Genomic DNA, 18,530 nt, shown 5'->3' on the forward strand with positions numbered 1-18,530 from the left:
GGGAGCGGCCTGCCCCGTGGCGCGAGCCGCGACCGTGCCGGCGACCGCGTGCGCCGTGTTCGCCGCTGGGTCCGCGCCGGCCGGCGACGAGCGGGCCTGGGCGGGTGGTCGCGCCCTGGGGCCCGGGGGACCGGGCAGGAGGTTGACTTCCCTGCTTCCCGCGACGTATCGTCGCCGCATGATGATAATGAGTCGCATTATCGACGCGCCCGGACCGCCGCCGCCCCCTTCCCCGCGGGCGCTGGACGCCTGCGACCGCTTCCCGGCCCGGCGCGCCTTCGCGGCGCTCGAGCGCGGCGACCCGGCTCCCTCGCCCGAGGGTGCCCCGCGGCGCATCTGGGAGATCGATCCGTCCACCCTGGCCCTCGTCACCGGAGTGCTGCTCCGCCGCGAGGACGTCGAGGCGCTGCTCGACGGGATCGGCCATCGGGACCACGCCGGGCTCCGTGAGGACGCGCTCCGCGTCAGGCTCCTCCTGGGCTGCACGAACCCCTGTGCGCTCGCCGAGGCGGTGGAGCACGATCTCGCGCAGCGGACGGACGACTTCCGTGCCGCGGTGGAGCGCTGCCCCATGATCCAGCTCGCCGAGTGGTGGTCGCGCGAGCGGGATCGGGCCTCCGGCGAGGCGCTCGCCGCGCTGCTGTGGCGCCTGGCCTGCGATCCGCGACCGCACCTGGAGCCGCTCGCGTCGAAGATCGGCGGGCACCTCTGCGTCCGGGCCATGCAGCTCCTGCGCGACGGCGCCTGAGGCGGCGCGGAGCCCGGGGCGGAGCGAGGGAGGAACGACATGGCCGCGAGGGACGACCGCGCCGCGAACATCACGCCCGACTCGCGCGTCGGCGAGCTGCTGGAGCGGTGGCCGCAGCTCGAGGAGGTGCTCATCGAGCTGTCGCCGCGGTACCGCGCGCTGAAGAACCCGGTGCTCCGGCGCACCGTCGCCAAGGTCGCGACGCTTCGCCAGGTCTCGGTCGTGGGCGGCGTTCCCCTCGCCACGCTCATCGAGCGGCTCCGCGCCGCCGCGGGCCTCGCGCCCCTGGCGGTCTCCGAGGCGGAGGCCGGTGCGCCGGGCGGGCGTCCGGCGTGGGCGGTGGAGCAGGCGGTCACGCGGCGCCACGACGCGCGCGCCGCGATCGAGGCGGGCGAGCACCCGATGCCGAAGGTGATGGCGGACCTCGCGGCGCTGGGCGAGGCGGACGTCTACGAGCTCGTGACCCCGTTCGTCCCGGCCCCGCTCGTCGATCTCGCTCGCGAGAAGGGCTTCGCGAGCTTCAGCGTCTCCGAGGGAGACGCGCTGGTGCGCACCTACTTCCGGAGGGCCCGGTGAGCGAGCTCATCAACAACCGCGAGAAGCGCGTCCAGACGCTGAAGGAGATCATCCTCCACCTGCACCGCGGCGAGGCGCCCGCGGCCGTGCGGGGCCGGCTCGCGGCGCTCATCGCGGACGTGGACGCGAGCGAGGTCGCCGCCATGGAGCAGGAGCTCATGGCGGAGGGCATGTCTCACCAGGAGGTGCAGTCGCTCTGCGACCTGCACGCGGACGTGCTCCAGGACGTGATGACCCGGCCCGCGACGCCGATGCCGCTCGCGCCGGGGCATCCCGTGCACCAGCTCCGGGCCGAGAACCGCGCGCTCGGCGCCGCGGCCCAGACCGCGCGGCAGCGCGTCCGGGAGCTGGCCGCGCTCGCGGACGAGGGACGGTTCGACGCCGAGCGCGTCGAGGCCCTCCGCGCGTTCGAGGTGCTCTGGGAGGTGGACAGGCACTACCAGCGCAAGGAGCACCTCGTCTTCAGCGTGCTCGAGCGCCACGGCACCACCGGACCGAGCAAGGTGATGTGGGGGAAGGACGACGAGGTGCGCGACCTGCTGAAGGCCTCGCTCGCCGCGCTGGGCGAGGAGGGCGTCTCGGGCGCGGAGCTGAAGGTGGTCGCCGAGACGGTGCTCGAGCCCGCGCTCTCCGCGCTCGAGGGCATGATCTACAAGGAGGAGAACATCCTCCTGCCCATGACCCTGGGCCTCTTCACCGCCGAGGACTGGGGCGAGATCTTCCGCCAGAGCCCGGAGTACGGGTGGTGCCTCGTCCAGCCCGGCACCGGCTACCGGCCGCCCGAGCCGCGGCCCGTGACCGACGCCGTGAAGCTCCCCCCTGCGCAGGCGGTGCAGTTCCCGAGCGGCACGCTCTCGTTCGAGCAGCTCCTCGGGCTGTTCCAGGCGCTGCCGGTGGACCTCACGTTCGTGGACCGCGACGACCGGGTGGCGTTCTTCAGCGAGGGCCCGGATCGCGTCTTCGCGCGCTCGCGCGCCGTCATCGGCCGCGAGGTGAAGCACTGCCACCCGCCGAAGAGCGTCCACGTGGTCGAGCGCATCGTCGAGGACTTCAAGGCGGGGCGCCAGAGCGTGGCGGAGTTCTGGATCGACCTCCACGGCAGGTTCGTGCACATCCGCTACTTCGCCGTCCGCGACGCGGCGGGCGCGTACCTCGGCACGCTCGAGGTGACGCAGGACCTGACGCGGCTGCGGGCGCTCGAGGGGGAGCGGCGGCTGCTCGCGTACGACGCAGGGCCGGCTCACGACCCCATCACGCGATAGAACGCGCCCAGGATCCCGCCGAACACGAGGTGCGCGGCCAGCGTGGTGATGGGCGTCCGGACGCCGTAGTTCAGCGCCAGGAACCCGGGCGGCTCGAGCTGCCGCGTGACGTCGGGCCCCTGCGCCTCGCTCGCCATGCGCGGGTGGAGGCCCGGCAGGATCCGCATCCCCGCGGTCAGCACGAACGCGGCGTGCACGAAGCCGATGGCGGCGCCGAGCCAGACCGACGCCCTGCCCCAGGCCTCGAACGCGGCGACGTACAGGAGCGAGAAGATCCATCCGTTCATCAGGTGCACGCCGAACCCGACGAGCTTCGCGCGGTCGCGGCTCGGCGTGAGCATCGTCCCGAGCATGTACGGCAGGTTCATGCGGGTGAGCCGGAGCCCCTGGCTCGCCGACATCACCGTCGTGAGCACGACCGTCCCGACGAAGCCCCAGAGCAGCCAGCTCCCGACGCTCACGGGCCCACCCCGTCGGCCGCGGGGAGCTCGCGCACCTCGGCGACGGAGGCAGGCGCCTCGCGACGCAGCCGCCGCTCCAGCGAGAGCGCCGCGTTGATGAGGCCGACGTGCGTGAACGCCTGCGGGAAGTTCCCGACGGCCTCGCCCGTGGCGGGGTCGATCTCCTCCGCGAACAGCCCGACGTCGTTCGCGAACCCGCACAGCCGCTCGAACGTGGCCTGCGCATCGGCCGCGCTCCCCGCCCCGAGCGCCAGGGTCTCCGCGCCCCAGAAGCAGCAGATCCCGAACGCGCCCTCGCCGGGCGAGTCGCCGGTGCGGTAGCGGTAGAGGAGGCCCCCGTCCCCCGCGCCGAGCCGCTCGGTGATCCGCCGGTACGTGGCGCGCATGCGCGGCGCGCCCGCGTCCTCGAACCCGTACCACGGGATGAGGAGCAGCGCCGCGTCGAGGTCCTCGCCGTCGAGCCTCGACGCGTAGCTGCCGAGCTGCGCGTTCCAGGCCCGCGCCTCGACCTCGGCGCGGATCGCCGCGCGGTTCCGCTCGAACAGGCCCGCCGGCGCGCGCCGCACGTGGCCCTTCGCGTGCAGCTCGAGCAGGCGGTCCAGGGCGGTCCAGCAGAGGACGCGAGAGTGCGTGTTGTGGGCCGCGCCGGACCGGGGCTCCCAGATCCCGTCGTCCGGCCGCTGCCAGTTCCGGCAGACGTACTCGCCCAGCGCGGACAGCATCCGCTGGGTCTCCCGGTCGAGCGTGCCGCCGCTGCGGACGAAGTGCGCGACCGCGTCGATCACCTCACCGTAGACGTCGAGCTGGAGCTGGCCCGCGGCGCCGTTCCCGACGCGAACCGGGCGCGACCCGCGGTAGCCCGCGAGGTGCCCCAGCGTGCGCTCGGCCGCGGGCTGGTTCCCGTGGACGTCGTAGAGCACCTGGAGCGCCGGCTGGGTGAGGCGCGTCGAGTGCAGGAGCCAGCTCACGAACGCGTCCGCCTCCTCGCGGAAGCCGAGCCCGAAGAGCGCCCGGACCGTCAGGGCAGCGTCGCGCAGCCAGCAGTACCGGTAGTCCCAGTTGAGATTGCCCCCGACCCGCTCCGGGAGCGACGTGGTGGGCGCGGCGACGACCGCGCCGGAGGGCGCGTAGACGAGGAGCCGCAGCGCGAGGGCGCTCCGCACCACCGCCTCGCGCGCCGGTCCGCCGTAGCGGATCCGCGCCGCCCAGTCGCTCCACCAGCCGACGGTCCGGTCGAGGGCGGCGTGCAGCTCGGCCCCGAGCGGCGGCAGCACCGCCGGCCACTCGCTCGCGAGCGTGAGCGCGAAGTGACACTCCTCCCCGGTGCGCAGCCGGACCCGCCCGGCCGCGCGCCCGCCCCCGTCGATGCGCAGCGGCAGCCCGGCGCGCAGCGTGACGAGCCCCGCCCGCGTCTCCATGCGCAGCCCCAGCGCGCGCGCATCGACCAGCCGCGGCGGCTCGCGCCCGTAGCCGGGGCGCGGCTCGAAGATCGCCTCCAGCTCGACGTCGCCGCGCTCGCAAGCGGCGATGCGCAGGATGGCGTGGTCGGCGAGCAGGAGACGCCGCCGCTCCGGGTCCGACGCGACGGGCATGAAGTCCGTGACCGAGACCGCCCCCGAGGCCGTCTCGAACCGCGTCTCGAGCACGTTCGTGTCCCCGAGGTAGCGTCGGCTCGTCCGGAAGGGCTGCGTCGGCGCGACGGTGAAGTGGCCGGCCCCGTCGTCCAGGAGCGCGCCGAGGACGCTCGGGCCGTCGAACCGCGGCCAGCAGAGCCAGTCGATGCTCCCGCGCCGCGACACGAGCGCCGCCGACCGGCCGTCGCCGATGATGGCGTGATCGTGGATCCGCTCCACCCGCACCATACCGTAGTGCCCCCCGGCGGCTGCCGCCCATGACCGGGCTCGAGGTCTCGCATGGGGCGCGACCGATGAGCGCTTCCCGTTCGCCGGGTCGAATGACGAGCCCCCTTCGAACGGGTCGTCGTCGGGAGGCCCTTCTTTCACTACCGACCTTGGCGTTTCGACGTCCGCCCTCGCCGGCGGGCGGCAGACGCCCCCAACCGGAGGACGAACATGGCCAAGAACACGATCTGTCTCTGGTACGACAAGGACGCCGAGGACGCGGCCCGCTTCTACGCCAAGACCTTCCCCGACAGCGCGGTGGGCCCGATCATCCGCGCGCCCAGCGACTCTCCCAGCGGCAAGAAGGGCGACGTGCTGGTGGTCGAGTTCACGGTCGCCGGCGTGCACTGCATGGGCCTGAACGGTGGCCCCGCGTTCAAGCAGACCGAGGCGTTCTCGTTCCAGATCGCGACCGAGGACCAGGCCGAGACCGACCGCTACTGGAACGCGATCGTCGGCAACGGGGGCCAGGAGAGCGCGTGCGGCTGGTGCAAGGACCGGTGGGGCGTGTCGTGGCAGATCACGCCGCGGGTCCTGATGGAAGCGCTCGAGGCGGGGGGCGAGGAAGCGCGGCGCGCGTTCGAGGCGATGATGCCGATGACGAAGATCGACGTCGCCAAGATCGAGGCCGCGCGGCGCGGCTGACCATCTTCCTCACTCCCAGGAGAGCGCAATGGACAGCAGCGCGGTCGCGAAGAAGGCATCGAAGGCTCGAGGAGCGAAGGCCGCCGGCAAGAAGCTGCCCGCCACGGCGAAGCGGGGCGCCGCGGCGGGCAAGGGCGGGCGCGCCGCCGCCCGGAAGGCGGGTTCATCCGCGGCCCGGAAGCCGGTCCTGCTCTCGGGCGGCAACCCGCAGATCGCGAAGGCCGACGGCGACGCGCCCGTGCAGGCGTACCTGGCGGCGCTGCCGGGCTGGAAGCGCGAGGTCGGCCAGCGCCTCGACGCGCTCATCGCGCGCAACGTGCCCGGGGTGCGGAAGGCGGTGAGGTGGAACTCGCCCTTCTACGGCATCGAGGGCCAGGGCTGGTTCGTCGGGCTCCACGCGTTCAGCAAGGCGATCAAGGTGACGTTCTTCAAGGGGACGTCGCTGCGGCCCGTTCCCCCCGGCGGCACGGGCAAGGACGGGCGCTGGATCGACGTCCACGAGGACGATCTCGACGAGGCGCAGCTGGCGGCCTGGGTGAAGCAGGCGGCGGCCATCCCGGGCTGGGGCAACGTCTGAGGACGCGATGGGACTCCTGACCTTCGCGCTCAACGTGACGCTGGACGGGTGCTGCGACCACCGCGAGGGGATCGCCGACGACGAGATGCTCCGCTACTGGACGCGCGTGATGGACGGGGCGGGAGCGATGCTCTTCGGCCGGGTGACCTACGAGCTGATGGAGGAGGCCTGGCCGCAGGTAGCGCGCGATCCGAAGGCGAAGCCGGCCGACCGGAGCTGGGCGAGGAAGCTCGAGGCCAAGCCCAAGTACGTGGTCTCGACCACGCGGCGCGACTTCCCGTGGAGCAACACGCACCTCGTCGAGGGCGACCTGAAACGAAAGGTGAAGGCGCTGAAGAAGGCCACGCCGCGCGGGATCCTGGTCGGCAGCCCCCAGCTCTCGGCCGCGCTCCAGCGCCTCGACCTCGTGGACGAGTATCGCTTCGTCGTGCACCCCGTGGTGGCCGGCCACGGTCCCTACCTGTTCTCCGGGCTGCAGGACTCCGCGCGCCTGAAGCTCGTGGCGGCGCGGCGGCTGAGGTCGGGGATCGTGGCGTTGCACTACCGGCGACGCTAGGGGGCTCTCCCTCGGCCGGACCAACCCGAGGTCGCTGCGGCTGCGGCGCGTAGGCTCCCCCTATGCTCTGGCGCGACGTCCCGGCGGCATGCCCGCTGCCGGCCCCCCAGGCATTCGGTGGAGGTCCCCGTGGCCACGTACAAGGTCGGTTACCTGATCGGCAGCCTCGCGAAGGCATCCATCAACCGCCAGCTCGCCGGGGCGCTCGTGCGGCTCGCCCCGCCCGACCTGAAGATGACGGAGATCTCCTTCAAGGACCTGCCTCTCTACAGCTACGACTACGACGCCGATTACCCGCCCGTCGCGCGCGCGTTCAAGAAGGCGATCGAGGACAGCGACGCCATCCTGTTCGTCACGCCGGAGTACAACCGCTCGATCCCCGGCGGCCTGAAGAACGCGATCGACTGGGCGAGCCGGCCCTGGGGCCAGAACGCCTTCACCCGCAAGCCGTCGGCGATCATCGGCGCGTCGATCGGGTCGCTCGGCACCGCGCTCGCGCAGCAGAGCCTTCGCGGCGTGCTGGCGTTCTGCAACTCGCCGCTGATGAACACGGTCGAGGCGTACATCCACTTCAAGCCCGGGCTCATCACGCCCGACGGCGACGTGACCGAGCCGTCCACCAAGGACTTCCTCACGAACTACATGAAGGAGTTCCACGCGTTCATCGTTCGCGTGCTGACCGTGCTCCCGCGCGGCGCGTGAGCGCTTCGCGCCGCGTAGCGGATGACGCGGCTTCACTTCCGGAGGATGCTCTCCAGCTTCTTCCCCCTGGCGAGCTCGTCAACGAGCTTGTCCAGGTAGCGGATCTTCTGCATCAGCGGATCGGCGACCTCCTCGACGCGCACCCCGCACACGACGCCCGTGATGAGCCCGACGTTCGGGTTCAGCCGCGGCGCCTTCGAGAAGAAGGTCTCGAGGTCCACCCCGGAGTCGATGGCCCGCTGGAGCTTCGCACCGCGGTAGCCGGTGAGCCACGCGATGATCTCGTCCACCTCCGCCTTCGTCCGTCCCTTCTTCTCCGCCTTCTGGACGTAGAGCGGGTACACGCTCCCGAACGACATCGTGAAGACTCGCGGCTTCTTGTCCATGCTCGCCTCCGCCGTGCACGCCTGCCGCACCCTCGAATAGCACCGTTCCGGAGTCGCGTGAGAGTGCTCTGCTCACCGTCGAGCTGGGGAACGTCGCGCGCGAAGGGCCCGCGCACGCCCGCTCAGCCGGCCTCGCGGCGCTTCCGTGCGGCCCGACCATAGGTGATGCCGAGCCGGTTCATCCGGTTCCGCAGCGTGCTCTCGTTCACGCCGAGGAGCTCGGCGGCGCCGCCGGGGCCGTGGATCTTCCCGCCCGTCGCGGCGAGGACGTCCTCGATGTGCGCCGCCATGACGTCCGCGAGCGTTCGCGGCGGAGGGGCCTCGTGGCGCGACGGCGCGCTCCTCGCCTGTGACCGCGCCAGCTCCTCGAACGAGAGCTCCCGGCCGCGCCCCGCGCTTCGCACGAGCTCGCGCTCGACCACGTTCTCCAGCTCGCGGACGTTGCCCGGCCACGCGTAGGCCTGGAGCCGCGCGAGCGCTCCCGGCGAGATCGTCGGCGTCCCGCGGATCCCGAGCCCCCGGCGCTTCACCGCCACGAAGTGCCTGACCAGGGCCGGGATGTCCTCCGCCCGCAGCCGGAGCGGCGGGATGTTGATGGGGAGGACGTTCAGCCGGAAGAAGAGGTCCTCGCGGAACCGCCCCTCGGTCACCATCTGCTGGAGGTTCTGGTGGGTCGCGGCGATCACGCGGATGTCCACCTTCAGGGGCCGCGTCCCGCCCACCCGCTCGATCTCGCGGCTCTGCAGGACGCGCAGGAGGCGCACCTGCGCGCCCTTCGGCAGGTCGCCGATCTCGTCGAGGAAGATGGTCCCGCCGTCGGCGCGCTCGAAGCGGCCGCGATGCGCGGCGCGGGCGCCGGTGAACGCGCCCGCCTCGTGCCCGAACATCTCGCTGTCCACGAGGCCCTCGGGGATCGCGCCGCAGTTCACCTTGATGAACGGCCCCTCGCGACGCGGCGACGCGTCGTGCAGGACGTTGGCGATGACGTCCTTGCCGACGCCGGTCTCGCCCAGCAGGAGCACCGTGCTGTTGAGCGGCGCGGCCTGCCGGACCAGCTCCATCACGCTCCGGAGCCCGGTGCTCCCCCCGATCACCTCGTCGGCGGTCGCGTGGAACAGCTCGCGGTTGAGGAACCGCTTGTCGTCGAGCAGCTCGTCGCGCACCTGGACGAGCTCCTGGTGGGCGAGCGCGTTCGCGAGCGCGACCGCGCACGGGTCCGCCACGGTCGCGAGGAGCTCGGCGTGCGCGGCGGTGTAGCGGCCCTTCCCCGCGGCGCGCAGCAGCAGGAACCCGAGCTGCGTGGACTCCACGCGCAGCGGCACCGCCAGATCCGAGTCGTGCTCCGCCTTGGTGAGGACGCGCATCATGCGCATGTCCTCGCCCGAGGCCTCGTCCATGAGGATGGGCCCGCGCATCGCGTCCGCCCACCGCCAGAGCCGTGCCGGGAGCGGGATGATCGCCGGCTTCACCTGCGTGATGCGCTCGCCGGCGCGCCCCTGGCCCGCGGTCGAGACGCGCGCGATCTGGCGAACCGCGCCCAGCTTCCGGTCGAGCACCTCCAGCCGGAGCTCGTCGAGCGGGACCCTGGCGCGGAGCACCGGGAAGACGCGCTCGATGGCCTTCTGGATGTCGAGCGTGCTGCAGATCCGCAGCGTCAGCTCGCGGAAGAACTGGTCGGTCGCCATGTCGGATGGTGATCGCCGGATTCGGCGATTCCCGCCGGATCGCCACATGCGGCGGCCTGCGATCGCCTCATCCGGTGATTTCGTCCGACTATCGGCCGTAAGCGCTTGATCCGTCAACCCCTGCGCGCTGGCGCGGGGATCGCATTGCCACACCCCATGAAGCAGTTCACCAAACGTACATGGGAGACGACGATGACGAGACGTGCGCTGACACTCGGGCTCGCTGCGATCTTCGCGGCGACCTCCGTCGCCGGCTGCAGCGGTGACGACGGGGACCCCGGATCGCCGGGGCCGGCGGGGCCTCCCGGCGCCGAAGGGCCCGCCGGGCCGACCGGGCCCACCGGGCCGCAGGGGCCTGCGGGCGAGTCGCCCGTCGCGCCCGAGGCCACCCAGGCGCGGCTCTACGCCCGCATCACCGCGGTGAGCATCCCCAACGCCGCCACCACCGGCGGCGTCCCCACGGTCACCTACGTGCTCTACCGCGACGCCGCGATGACGAACCCGGTCACCGCCTGCGCCGGCGGCGCGGCGAGCGGCTATGCGGCGTTCGCGCCGGCCTTCACCATCGCCAAGCTGGTGGACGACCCGGCGAACCCCGGGACGAAGGTCTGGAAGAGCTACCTCAACAAGCTCCTCGTGAACCCCGTGCACGAGCCCGACGTCCCGGTGGCCGCGGTCGAGGCGTCCAGCGCCACGGTCGGCACGCTCGTGGACAACGGCGACGGCTCGTGCAGCTACACGTTCCAGGCCGACCTCTCGAAGCAGGTGGCGCCGAGCGCCGCGGTCGCCGTGACCGAGGCCTACGACCCGGCCGCCGTCACGCGCTTCGCGATCCAGAACAACCTCGCGAACCCGGATGCCACGCGCCCGGTGTTCAACGGCTACGGCGACGTGGTCCCCGCGACCGGCGCGATGGCGACCGCCGACCCGAGGGCGCTCGTGTCCGACGCCGCCTGCGGCGCCTGCCACGTCCAGCTCGCGGTCCACGGCGCGCGCCGGCTCGAGGTCGCGTACTGCGGGACCTGCCACAACCCCAGCATGCTCGACCCGGGCACGCTGTCCACGAACAGCATCACGCTCGACCTCGCCGTCATGATCCACAAGATCCACCAGGGCTCGAGCCTGCCCAGCGTGAGCGGCAAGGACCTCGACGGCACCGCCATCGCCGGCGCCGTGCCGGGCCGCCTCATCATGAACAGCAAGCACGAGTACACCGGCGTGAAGTTCCCGCAGGACCCCGGCAGCTGCACGGTGTGCCACGACGTCGCCTCGGGCACCGGCTCCGACTACTGGAAGACCCAGGCGTCCGTCGCGTACTGCGGCTCGTGCCACGACCGGACGGACTTCGCGAACGCCACGCCGGCGGCGGGCTGGACGGCGCACGGCGCCGGCGTCGTCGCCGACGGGAGCTGCGCGGCGTGCCACGGCGCCGGCAAGTTCGCCGACGCGACCAAGGTCCACAGCCTCGCCGCCCCGACCCCCGCGACCGAGGTGGCCTCGCTCCAGATCGTGAAGGTGGAGCAGACCGCGCCCGGTGAGTCCCCGGCGGTCACGTTCAGCGTGAGCAACCCCGCCGCCGCCGGCGCGGCGTTCGACCTCGCGACCGATCCGCTCTGGACGCTCCCCACCGCCCGCCTCGGCGTCCACGTCGGCTGGTCCACGGTGGAGGGCGCCAACTGGAACAACGCCGGCGCCGGCACCGCCAAGCCCGGCCAGCCGGTGACCATCAACGTGCTCGGCGGCGGCGTGCTCCAGGCGGCCGCCGTGCGGAACGCGGACGGCACCTACACGGTCACGTCCCCGACGGCGATCCCCGCCGACGCGAAGGCGGGCGTGGCGGTGCTCGAAGGCTCGCCCAGCAAGAACTCGACGCGCGCCAGCCTGAAGTACCGGCTCACCGCCGCCACGGCCACGTTCCCCATCGGCACCGCCGCCGTCGCCGAGCGCCGCCAGGTGGTGGACGCCGCGAAGTGCAACCGGTGCCACGGCCTGGTGGAGGGGCACGAGGGCAACCGCAGCGGCAACCTCGACTCGTGCGTCGTCTGCCACAACACCTCGGCGACCGACGTGCAGAGCCGCCCGACCGTGACCATCGACGGCAAGGCCGAGCAGTCGCTGCAGTTCGGCGTGATGGTCCACGCCATCCACTCGGGCGCGTCGCTGCCGTACACGCCCGGGATCGTCACGTACCACGGCCCCATCGCTTCCCCGGTGATCGCCGACTTCCGCCCGGGTGGCATGGCGCTGGGCACGTCGATCGGCCGGTGCGACCTCTGCCACGACGACGCGAGCCCGTTCCCGAGCGCCGACGACGTGGGCCTCACCGAGGGCTTCACCACCGGCGGCGACTTCACCAACGCGGACCAGGCGACGTACACCCGCACCAGCCCGATCGCCGGGGTCTGCGGCTCGTGCCACGCGAGCGCCGCCGCGCTGAACCACATGGCCCAGAACGGCGCGGCCGGCCCGTACACCATCGGCGTCGGCCAGTTCAGCGCGGGGCTCACGCAGCTCGAGCTCGTCGCCGCCCAGACGTCCGGCGGTCCCGGCGCCGAGGCGTGCGCCGTCTGCCACGGCAGCGGGTCGGTGTTCGATCCGGCGCAGTATCACGGTAGGTAGAAGGCGCTCGGCAGTCACCAGCGGGTGAAGTGAGCGAGAGGGCGGGCCCACCGGGTCCGCCCTCTCTTCGTTCCCGCTTCGCACCGGGGCTCACCGCGCGAGCCGCTCGAGGCGCTCCATCTCGCGGGACGGGTCCCACTCGCGCCAGGGGCCGGCGAACGGCCACGTTCCGAGGCGCTTCTGCTCCTCCCGCAGCGCGTTCATGGATGCGCGAGCGCGTTCCACCTCGGCGCGCACCGAGGCGATCCGGCGCTCGTCGCCGCTCAGCCGCGCGGCCGTGTCGGCGAGCCCGAGGGAGAGCATCCGCTCCAGCATCGTCCCGGACGATTCGAGCCGCTTCGCCGTCGCCGCGAGCAGGACGCTCGCGCGCGCCCGGGCGGCCGGTTCGCAGGTGGCCTCCGCACGCTTCCAGAGGCGCATCAGCGGCACCGGCGCACCGAGCGCGGCCAGCTGCGCGCGCACGGGGCCATGCTTCGCGTCCAGGCCCGCTGCCATCTGTCGCAGCTCCGCCAGCAGCTCGCGACGCGGGACCTCGAACCGAGGCCTCGCTACCGCCTCCTGGAGCAGCGCGAGGTCGTCGGCGCTCATGGGCGTGTCGTTCGCCCCGGAGGCCAACCACCCCGCGAGCACGAGGTAACCGTTCGCGGGATCCCTCGCCGCGACGATCGGCGCCACGCGCGCCGCGACCCGGCGCGCATCCTGCCTGAGCTCGCCCGGCATCGGCTCGTGGGAGGTGAGCGCCGCCAGGATCTCCAGGTTCACGGCGAGCGGGTTCTGCTCCGCCGTCATCGCTGCATCGAGCGCGAGGTCCAGGTGCGCTCGACCGTTCGCCGGCCCGTCGTACGCGAAGACCAGCCGCTCCGCGGCGCTCATGCGCTCTTTGACCTCGGCCCCGAGCTCCGGCGGCAGGATCTCCATCGCCCGCGAATCGAGCGACGGCAGGAGCGGGCTGCTCGCCAGGTCCGGGCGGCCGACCTCCTTCCAGGCCTCGATGAGCGCGTCGTCGATCCGCTCCCCGGGCTGCGCCCGCCGTCGCGCGATGAGGGCCGCGAGGACGCGGGCCTGCGGAGGAGCCGGCGACAATCCGCCCAGCCTGGACGCGTGCCGCGCGGCGGCGCCGAGGTTGCCCGCTTCTGCCTCGAGCGCCGCGGCCACGAACAGCGCGGGCGCGTTCGACGGGTGGCTCGCGAGGACCGCCTCGAGCTCCGTCCGGGCAGACGCCGCCTCTCCTCGCATGTGGAGGAGCGCCGCGTGCTGCGCCGTCGGCTCGGCGGTGGTGCTGCTGATCAGCGTGAGGACGAGCGCCAGGAGCTCCATCGGTCCCTCCCATGCGAGGAGACCATGGGTGCACTCCCGGTGTCGACCCCGCGCGCATCCGCGGATGTTCTCCGCTCCGGCCGTGCCGCAGGTCACTTCGAAGCGATCAGCGCCGAGCGTCGTGGCGAGAGGGCGGGCCCGATCGGCACGTCCATTCTTGGCTGGTGCGGGAGCCGCTTCATCCTTCTTCACGATCGCGACGCGCTGCGTACACGACGGCTCCGCATCATGCCCTCCGTGAAGATCACGGAGGCATCGCCATGAACTCGTTCCTGTCCGGCGCCCTCGGCGCCGTCGTCGTCCTCTTCCTCGCCGGCCTGGTCCGCGTCGTGGCGTTCCGCCGGTGGCGGCACCACCGCGGCGCGCGCGCCGGCTGGCTCCTTCGCCGGATCGGCGCCTCGCCGGAGCAGGAGCGCGCCGTCCGCGCCGAGCTCGACGCGCTCTCCCAGGCGTTCCTCGCGCTCCGCGCCGACGCGCACCCGCTCCGCGGCGACCTCGCCGACCTCTTCGTGGCGCCCTCGCTCGACGCCGCGCACGTCCGGGACGCGATCGACGCGCGGCTCGCGAGCGCGGTGGCGCTCCCGGCCCGCGTCGCCGAGGCGATCGCGCGCGTCCACGACGTGCTCGACCCGGCCCAGCGCGAGCGCCTCGCCATCCTCCTGCGCGAGGGGCCGCGGCGGCACGGCTGCGGGCGCATGGGTCGCGCGGCCGCGTGAGCGCGGGCGCGGCCGAGACAGGCTCCTCCCCGGCCGCTCGACGGCGCCGCCGGCCCGCGGACGTCGTCCCCTCAGGCCGCCTCGAGCAGGTGCCAGCGCGGGTCCGCGTTCCTCAGCGGGAGCGGCAGCCGTGACTCCCGTGCCCGCTCCGAGCGCACCAGCCGCCACGACGGCCCGAACGCCGACGTGAGGTCCTCGGCGCTCGCCCCCCGCGGCGCCGGCCCGCGCCACCCCGGCTTGAACGCGAACAGCAGCATCGCCGCGCGCGGCGCACGCAGCGCCGTCACGCCCCGCGCGTAGGCCGCTCGCTCCGGGTCCGAGAGCCCGTGGAAGCAGCCCGCGTCGAGGAGGAGGTCGTAGCCCGGCGAGAGCCCGAGCGTGTCGAGCCGCGTGACGTCGCCGTCCAGGAACTGCACGTCCACTCCGGCGTCCGTCGCCCTCTGGCGCGCCTTCGCCAGCGCTGCCGGGACGAGGTCCACGCCAGTCACCTTCCACCCGTGGCTCGCGAGGTAGACGGCGTGCGCCCCCCTCCCGCACCCGAGATCGAGCGCCCGGCCCGGAGGACGCGCGCGCAGCCCCTCGACGAGCGCCGAAAGCTCCGGCGGCAGCGGCTGGTCTTCCCAGGGCGTGAACCCGATCAAGTATGCCAGGCGGTACGAAGTGCCCATCGCGCACCTCTCGGGCGGCGGTCGGTCCTCTATACGCCGCTGCCGGGAGATAGGCGGCGGGCGTGGGGCGCGCTGCTCCCGAAGAGAGGAGGATGTCCGTCCCTGCCCATGCACTCGGTCGAACCCCTTCAGCAGCGGGGGCCGGCGTGGTCAAGGCTCCTCTCCGCCGCGCCGAAGCATTCGGGCAACATCACGTGCGGGAAGAGGCGGCGGATCAGGCTGAAGCAGCTCCTGTTTCGCACCTTGCGACTGGCGAACCCAAGCGCATGCTTCAGCGGCTCAGCAGGGCATTGGTGCCGGGGCGCTGCTCTTCTTCGCGAGCATTTCGGCGGGTCGGGGTGAACGAGCCCACGAGCGCCGCCAGGCGCAGGCCCGCCGCCGAACGATCTTCATCGTGAGCGCTTCACCCGCCGATCGGCGCGAGCCAGTGCGTCAAGAGGCTCGAGCACAGCGCAACCTCAGTTCCTTCGCTCCTTGAGGAAGTCGATCAACGCGCGGAGCTTGGCCGGGACGCGTGTCCGGCGCGGGTAGTAGAGGAAGAACCCCGAGAATGGCGGGCAGTACTCGTCGAGCACGCTGACGAGCTTCCCGCTCGCGAGGTGCGGCGCCCATGTGCGCTCGAGCCCGGCCGCGATGCCAACGCCATCGAGCGCGAGACGCACCATCACGGCCATCTCGTTCGTGTCGACGCGGGCCTCGATCGCGACCTCGATCTCGCGACCGTTCGAGGTGAACTCCCAGCGATACGGCGCAGGGCGTGAGTACACGCGCCAGCCGATGCACGCGTGCTTGTGCAGGTCGCGCGGTCGCCTCGGCACGCCGTGGGCGGCGAGGTAGCGCGGCGACGCGACGACGATCTGCCGCTCCTCCCGCGTCACGTTCACCGCCACCATGTCCTGAGCGATCACTTCTCCAAGCTGGATGCCCGCGTCGAAGCCCTCCTTCACGATGTCGGTGCCGGTGTCGTCCACCGCGACGTCGAGCCGGATGCCGGGGTGGCGCGCGAGAAACGCCGCCAGCACGCCCTCGGAGAAGATGGCCTCCGCGACCGACGACACGTTGAGGCGGAGGAGCCCAGCGGGGCGGCCCTTCAGCTCGCCGAGCGAGTCCACGGTCTCGCGCATCTGAGCGAACGCGGGGCGGAGACCGGCACGGAGGTGCTCGCCGGCTTCGGTCAGCGCGACGCTCCGGGTCGTGCGCGCGAAGAGCTGCACGCCGAGCCGCTCCTCGAGCTTGTGCACCGCCTGGCTGACTGCGGAGGACGTGACGCCGAGGACCTGCCCGGCCGCGCGAAAGCTCCGGTTGTCGGCGACGGCAAGAAACGCTTCGAGGGCCGCGAGGTCGCTGCGCATTGTTTAACGAATATAACGAGTGAATCCACTATTCTCAACTCGTTCTGCGGCGCGTCGATGCGTAGGGTACGCGCATGACCAGCACAAATACGGGTGAAGCCATGAGCGCCAACATCGAGAAGGTCGTCCTCATCACGGGAGCGAGCAGCGGCATTGGTGAAGCGACCGCGCGTCTCCTCGCGGAGCGCGGCGCGCGGGTCCTCCTGGGCGCGCGGCGCACCGAACGCCTCGGGACGATCACCTCCGAGATCCTCGCTTCCGGTGGCCAGGCCGACCAGCGCGCGCTCGACGTGACGAGCCTCGAGGACATGCAGCGATTCGTGGCCTTCGCACGCGAGCGCTTCGGTCGCGTCGACGTCATCGTCAACAACGCCGGGGTCATGCCGCTTTCGCCGCTCTCGGCGCTGAAGGTCGACGAGTGGAACCGGATGATCGACGTGAACATTCGAGGCGTCCTCCACGGCATCGCCGCGACCCTCCCCTTGATGGAGGCGCAGGGGTCCGGGCACGTCGTCAACGTCTCCTCGATCGGTGGGCACGTCACCTTCCCGGGCTCCGCCGTCTACTGCGCGACGAAGTACGCCGTCGTCGCCATCACTGACAGCCTCCGTCAGGAGACGACGAAGGTTCGCGCGACGACCATCAGCCCGGGCGTCACCGAGTCCGAGCTGGCGAGCACCATCACCCACGAGGGCTCGGTGGCCGCGATGCGCGACTTCCGCCGCGTCGCGATCCCCGCGAGTGCTGTCGCGGAGGCCATCGCCTGGGCGATCGCCCAGCCGGACGCCGTCGACGTGAGCGAGATCATCGTCCGCCCGACGGCGAGCCTGGCCTGAGGAGAATCGCATCGGCGCATCGTCAACGTTCAGCGCGAAAGGAAGTCATGCGATGAGCAACACTTCAAGAGTCTGGTTCATCACCGGAGCCTCCAAGGGCATCGGCCGGATCCTCGCCGACGCTCTCCTGGCCGACGGGCACCGCGTCGCGGCCACGTCGCGCGACAGAGCGGCTCTCGAGAAGAGCTCTCCGGAAGCGAATGGCCTGCTCGCTCTGGAGACAGACCTCACGAACGCGGCCAGCGTGAAGGCCGCGATCGATGCGACGGTCGAGCGTTTCGGCGCCATCGACGTCGTGGTCAACAACGCCGGCTACGGCCAGCAGGGCACCGTCGAGGCGCTCAGCGATGCCGAGTATCGCCGGAACTTCGAGGTCAACGTGTTCGCGCCGCTGCAGGTACTGCGGCACGCGCTTCCCCATATGCGGCGCCAGCGCTCGGGTCATATCGTCAACATCGCCTCGATCGTCGGCATCCAGGGCGGCTATGCGGGCTGGAGCAGCTATGCCGCGACCAAGTTCGCACTCGCTGGCCTTACCGAGTCCCTGGCAGCCGAAGTCGCTGAACTCGGGATCAAGGCGACCGTCGTCTATCCCGGACCGGTGCGGACCGATTTCCTCTCCACCGGCAGCCTGGCCGTCGCCGAGCACAGCATCGACGAGTACACCGAGGCAAGGGCCTCTCTCGACCTTCACCTCAACCAGCTCGATGGGAAGCAGGCAGGTGATCCCGAGAAGGTCGCTCGGCTCATCATCGATGCCGTCGTGGCAGCCGAACCGCCGCTGCACCTGTTCGCCGGCAAGATCGCCAACCAGCTCGCCGAAGCAAAGATGTCCGGCATCCGGAAGGATCTCGATGCTTGGCGAGAAGCCTCGGCGGCCACCGATTTTCCCGAAGGGCTCTAGCGATCGCCGGGATCAAACGGACCAAGGTTCACGCATGGACCAGAACAAGTACGTCGGGATGTGGGTCACAGCGGACGGCTACGTCCGCCACGAGCTCCTGCCGAACGGCCGCTACGACGAGGCACGCGGCGACCGGAAGAGCGCCTACCAAGGGCGCTACACGCTGACGGGCGATCACATCGACTACGTCGACGATACCGGCTTCACCGCGGACGGCGACTTCATGAACGGCGTGCTCCACCATGCGGGCATGGTCCTGTGTCGGGTGAAGCCCTGAGCGCCACCATCGAGGAGGTTGCCGGCACCGGGGTCGGCGCGTGATACGCACCCACCGTCCGTTGTGGCGCGCGACGCGGCAGCGGTCGTTCGACCCGGACGTGGACCTGAAGCGCGGCGCCCTCACGGTCCGGCGGTCGGGGTGGGAAGGGGCGCCTCACGGTCCCGAAGTCCGGCCGCGAGCGGAAGGTCGCCGGCTTCTACCCGCGAAGAAGGAGCCAGGAACGACGAAGGCCGCGACCCGACGGTTTCCCGTGCGAAGTCGCGGCCTTCTGAGTCGGGGAGACAGGATTTGAACCTGCGACCCCTTGGTCCCGAAGGGCGGCATGGCCGATCGCGACCG

19 protein-coding genes are annotated in these 18,530 nt (G+C 72.1%); 12 read left to right on the forward strand and 7 right to left on the reverse strand.

Going from position 1 to position 18,530, the window contains the following annotated elements; translation table 11 throughout:
- Nucleotides 1-187: 187 nt before the first annotated feature.
- From ADEH_RS16485 to ADEH_RS16495, 3 genes are read left to right on the forward strand one after another with little or no spacing between them, the layout of a single operon-like run.
- Nucleotides 188-748: a hypothetical protein gene (locus ADEH_RS16485; RefSeq protein ID WP_041453619.1), complete on the forward strand. Its 561-nt coding sequence runs from the start codon at nucleotides 188-190 to the stop codon at nucleotides 746-748.
- A gap of 39 nt (nucleotides 749-787) precedes the next feature.
- Nucleotides 788-1,324 carry a DUF1858 domain-containing protein gene (locus tag ADEH_RS16490; protein WP_011422240.1) on the forward strand — a complete coding sequence of 179 codons (537 nt, stop codon included), beginning with the start codon at nucleotides 788-790 and terminating at the stop codon, nucleotides 1,322-1,324.
- Nucleotides 1,321-2,586 carry a DUF438 domain-containing protein gene (locus ADEH_RS16495; RefSeq protein ID WP_011422241.1) on the forward strand — a complete coding sequence of 422 codons (1,266 nt, stop codon included), beginning with the start codon at nucleotides 1,321-1,323 and terminating at the stop codon, nucleotides 2,584-2,586. Before ADEH_RS16490 ends, ADEH_RS16495 begins: the two co-directional genes overlap by 4 nt.
- On the opposite strand, the gene ADEH_RS16500 is transcribed toward ADEH_RS16495, so the two are convergent.
- Nucleotides 2,565-3,047 carry a hypothetical protein gene (locus tag ADEH_RS16500; protein WP_011422242.1) on the reverse strand — a complete coding sequence of 161 codons (483 nt, stop codon included), beginning with the start codon at nucleotides 3,045-3,047 and terminating at the stop codon, nucleotides 2,565-2,567. The two genes, ADEH_RS16495 and ADEH_RS16500, sit on opposite strands and share 22 nt — an antisense overlap.
- Nucleotides 3,044-4,909 carry a glycoside hydrolase family 15 protein gene (locus ADEH_RS16505; protein WP_011422243.1) on the reverse strand — a complete coding sequence of 622 codons (1,866 nt, stop codon included), beginning with the start codon at nucleotides 4,907-4,909 and terminating at the stop codon, nucleotides 3,044-3,046. Before ADEH_RS16505 ends, ADEH_RS16500 begins: the two co-directional genes overlap by 4 nt.
- A gap of 210 nt (nucleotides 4,910-5,119) precedes the next feature.
- On the opposite strand from ADEH_RS16505, the gene ADEH_RS16510 reads away from it, so the two are divergent.
- From ADEH_RS16510 to ADEH_RS16525, 4 genes are all read left to right on the forward strand, one after another.
- Complete coding sequence (locus ADEH_RS16510; protein WP_011422244.1) at nucleotides 5,120-5,593, forward strand: VOC family protein; 474 nt, start codon at nucleotides 5,120-5,122, stop codon at nucleotides 5,591-5,593.
- A gap of 28 nt (nucleotides 5,594-5,621) precedes the next feature.
- Complete coding sequence (locus ADEH_RS16515; protein WP_011422245.1) at nucleotides 5,622-6,170, forward strand: DUF1801 domain-containing protein; 549 nt, start codon at nucleotides 5,622-5,624, stop codon at nucleotides 6,168-6,170.
- 7 nt (nucleotides 6,171-6,177) lie between these two features.
- Nucleotides 6,178-6,726, forward strand: a complete 549-nt coding sequence (locus tag ADEH_RS16520; RefSeq protein ID WP_011422246.1) for a dihydrofolate reductase family protein — start codon at nucleotides 6,178-6,180, stop codon at nucleotides 6,724-6,726.
- A gap of 129 nt (nucleotides 6,727-6,855) precedes the next feature.
- A complete protein-coding gene (locus ADEH_RS16525) occupies nucleotides 6,856-7,428 on the forward strand; it encodes an NADPH-dependent FMN reductase (RefSeq protein ID WP_011422247.1) in 573 nt (190 codons plus the stop codon).
- 32 nt (nucleotides 7,429-7,460) lie between these two features.
- On the opposite strand, the gene ADEH_RS16530 is transcribed toward ADEH_RS16525, so the two are convergent.
- Together ADEH_RS16530 and ADEH_RS16535 are read right to left on the reverse strand one after the other, a co-directional pair.
- Complete coding sequence (locus tag ADEH_RS16530) at nucleotides 7,461-7,814, reverse strand: DUF2200 domain-containing protein (RefSeq protein ID WP_011422248.1); 354 nt, start codon at nucleotides 7,812-7,814, stop codon at nucleotides 7,461-7,463.
- A 122-nt stretch (nucleotides 7,815-7,936) separates the two neighbouring features.
- Nucleotides 7,937-9,499, reverse strand: a complete 1,563-nt coding sequence (locus ADEH_RS16535) for a sigma-54-dependent Fis family transcriptional regulator (protein WP_011422249.1) — start codon at nucleotides 9,497-9,499, stop codon at nucleotides 7,937-7,939.
- A gap of 192 nt (nucleotides 9,500-9,691) precedes the next feature.
- Here ADEH_RS16535 and ADEH_RS16540 point away from each other — a divergent pair, with 192 nt between their 5' ends.
- On the forward strand, nucleotides 9,692-12,118 hold the full coding sequence (locus ADEH_RS16540) for an OmcA/MtrC family decaheme c-type cytochrome (protein ID WP_041453620.1): 2,427 nt from the start codon (nucleotides 9,692-9,694) through the stop codon (nucleotides 12,116-12,118).
- A 90-nt stretch (nucleotides 12,119-12,208) separates the two neighbouring features.
- Here the strand turns inward: ADEH_RS16540 and ADEH_RS16545 are convergent, their stop codons facing one another.
- The gene (locus tag ADEH_RS16545; protein WP_011422251.1) at nucleotides 12,209-13,435 is read right to left on the reverse strand and encodes a hypothetical protein; all 1,227 of its coding nucleotides are present in this window, start codon (nucleotides 13,433-13,435) and stop codon (nucleotides 12,209-12,211) included.
- Between the two features lie 260 nt (nucleotides 13,436-13,695).
- Between ADEH_RS16545 and ADEH_RS16550 the strand changes: the two genes are divergently transcribed.
- Entirely contained in the window at nucleotides 13,696-14,151 is a 456-nt protein-coding gene (locus tag ADEH_RS16550; protein WP_011422252.1) for a Spy/CpxP family protein refolding chaperone, read from the forward strand.
- A gap of 71 nt (nucleotides 14,152-14,222) precedes the next feature.
- Here ADEH_RS16550 and ADEH_RS16555 read toward each other — a convergent pair whose 3' ends face one another.
- On the reverse strand, nucleotides 14,223-14,792 hold the full coding sequence (locus ADEH_RS16555) for a class I SAM-dependent methyltransferase (protein WP_232287308.1): 570 nt from the start codon (nucleotides 14,790-14,792) through the stop codon (nucleotides 14,223-14,225).
- 485 nt (nucleotides 14,793-15,277) lie between these two features.
- On the reverse strand, nucleotides 15,278-16,171 hold the full coding sequence (locus ADEH_RS16560) for a LysR family transcriptional regulator (RefSeq protein WP_011422254.1): 894 nt from the start codon (nucleotides 16,169-16,171) through the stop codon (nucleotides 15,278-15,280).
- Between the two features lie 101 nt (nucleotides 16,172-16,272).
- On the opposite strand from ADEH_RS16560, the gene ADEH_RS16565 reads away from it, so the two are divergent.
- The 3 genes from ADEH_RS16565 to ADEH_RS16575 are packed head-to-tail and all read left to right on the forward strand — an operon-like array spanning nucleotide 16,273 to nucleotide 18,188.
- Nucleotides 16,273-17,007: an SDR family oxidoreductase gene (locus ADEH_RS16565; protein WP_011422255.1), complete on the forward strand. Its 735-nt coding sequence runs from the start codon at nucleotides 16,273-16,275 to the stop codon at nucleotides 17,005-17,007.
- A 52-nt stretch (nucleotides 17,008-17,059) separates the two neighbouring features.
- Complete coding sequence (locus tag ADEH_RS16570) at nucleotides 17,060-17,911, forward strand: SDR family oxidoreductase (RefSeq protein WP_011422256.1); 852 nt, start codon at nucleotides 17,060-17,062, stop codon at nucleotides 17,909-17,911.
- A gap of 34 nt (nucleotides 17,912-17,945) precedes the next feature.
- Entirely contained in the window at nucleotides 17,946-18,188 is a 243-nt protein-coding gene (locus ADEH_RS16575) for an Atu4866 domain-containing protein (protein ID WP_011422257.1), read from the forward strand.
- Nucleotides 18,189-18,530 lie beyond the last annotated feature (342 nt).

Origin of the sequence: Anaeromyxobacter dehalogenans 2CP-C, from assembly GCF_000013385.1 — a bacterium.
Taxonomy (GTDB): Bacteria; Myxococcota; Myxococcia; order Myxococcales; family Anaeromyxobacteraceae; genus Anaeromyxobacter; species Anaeromyxobacter dehalogenans_B.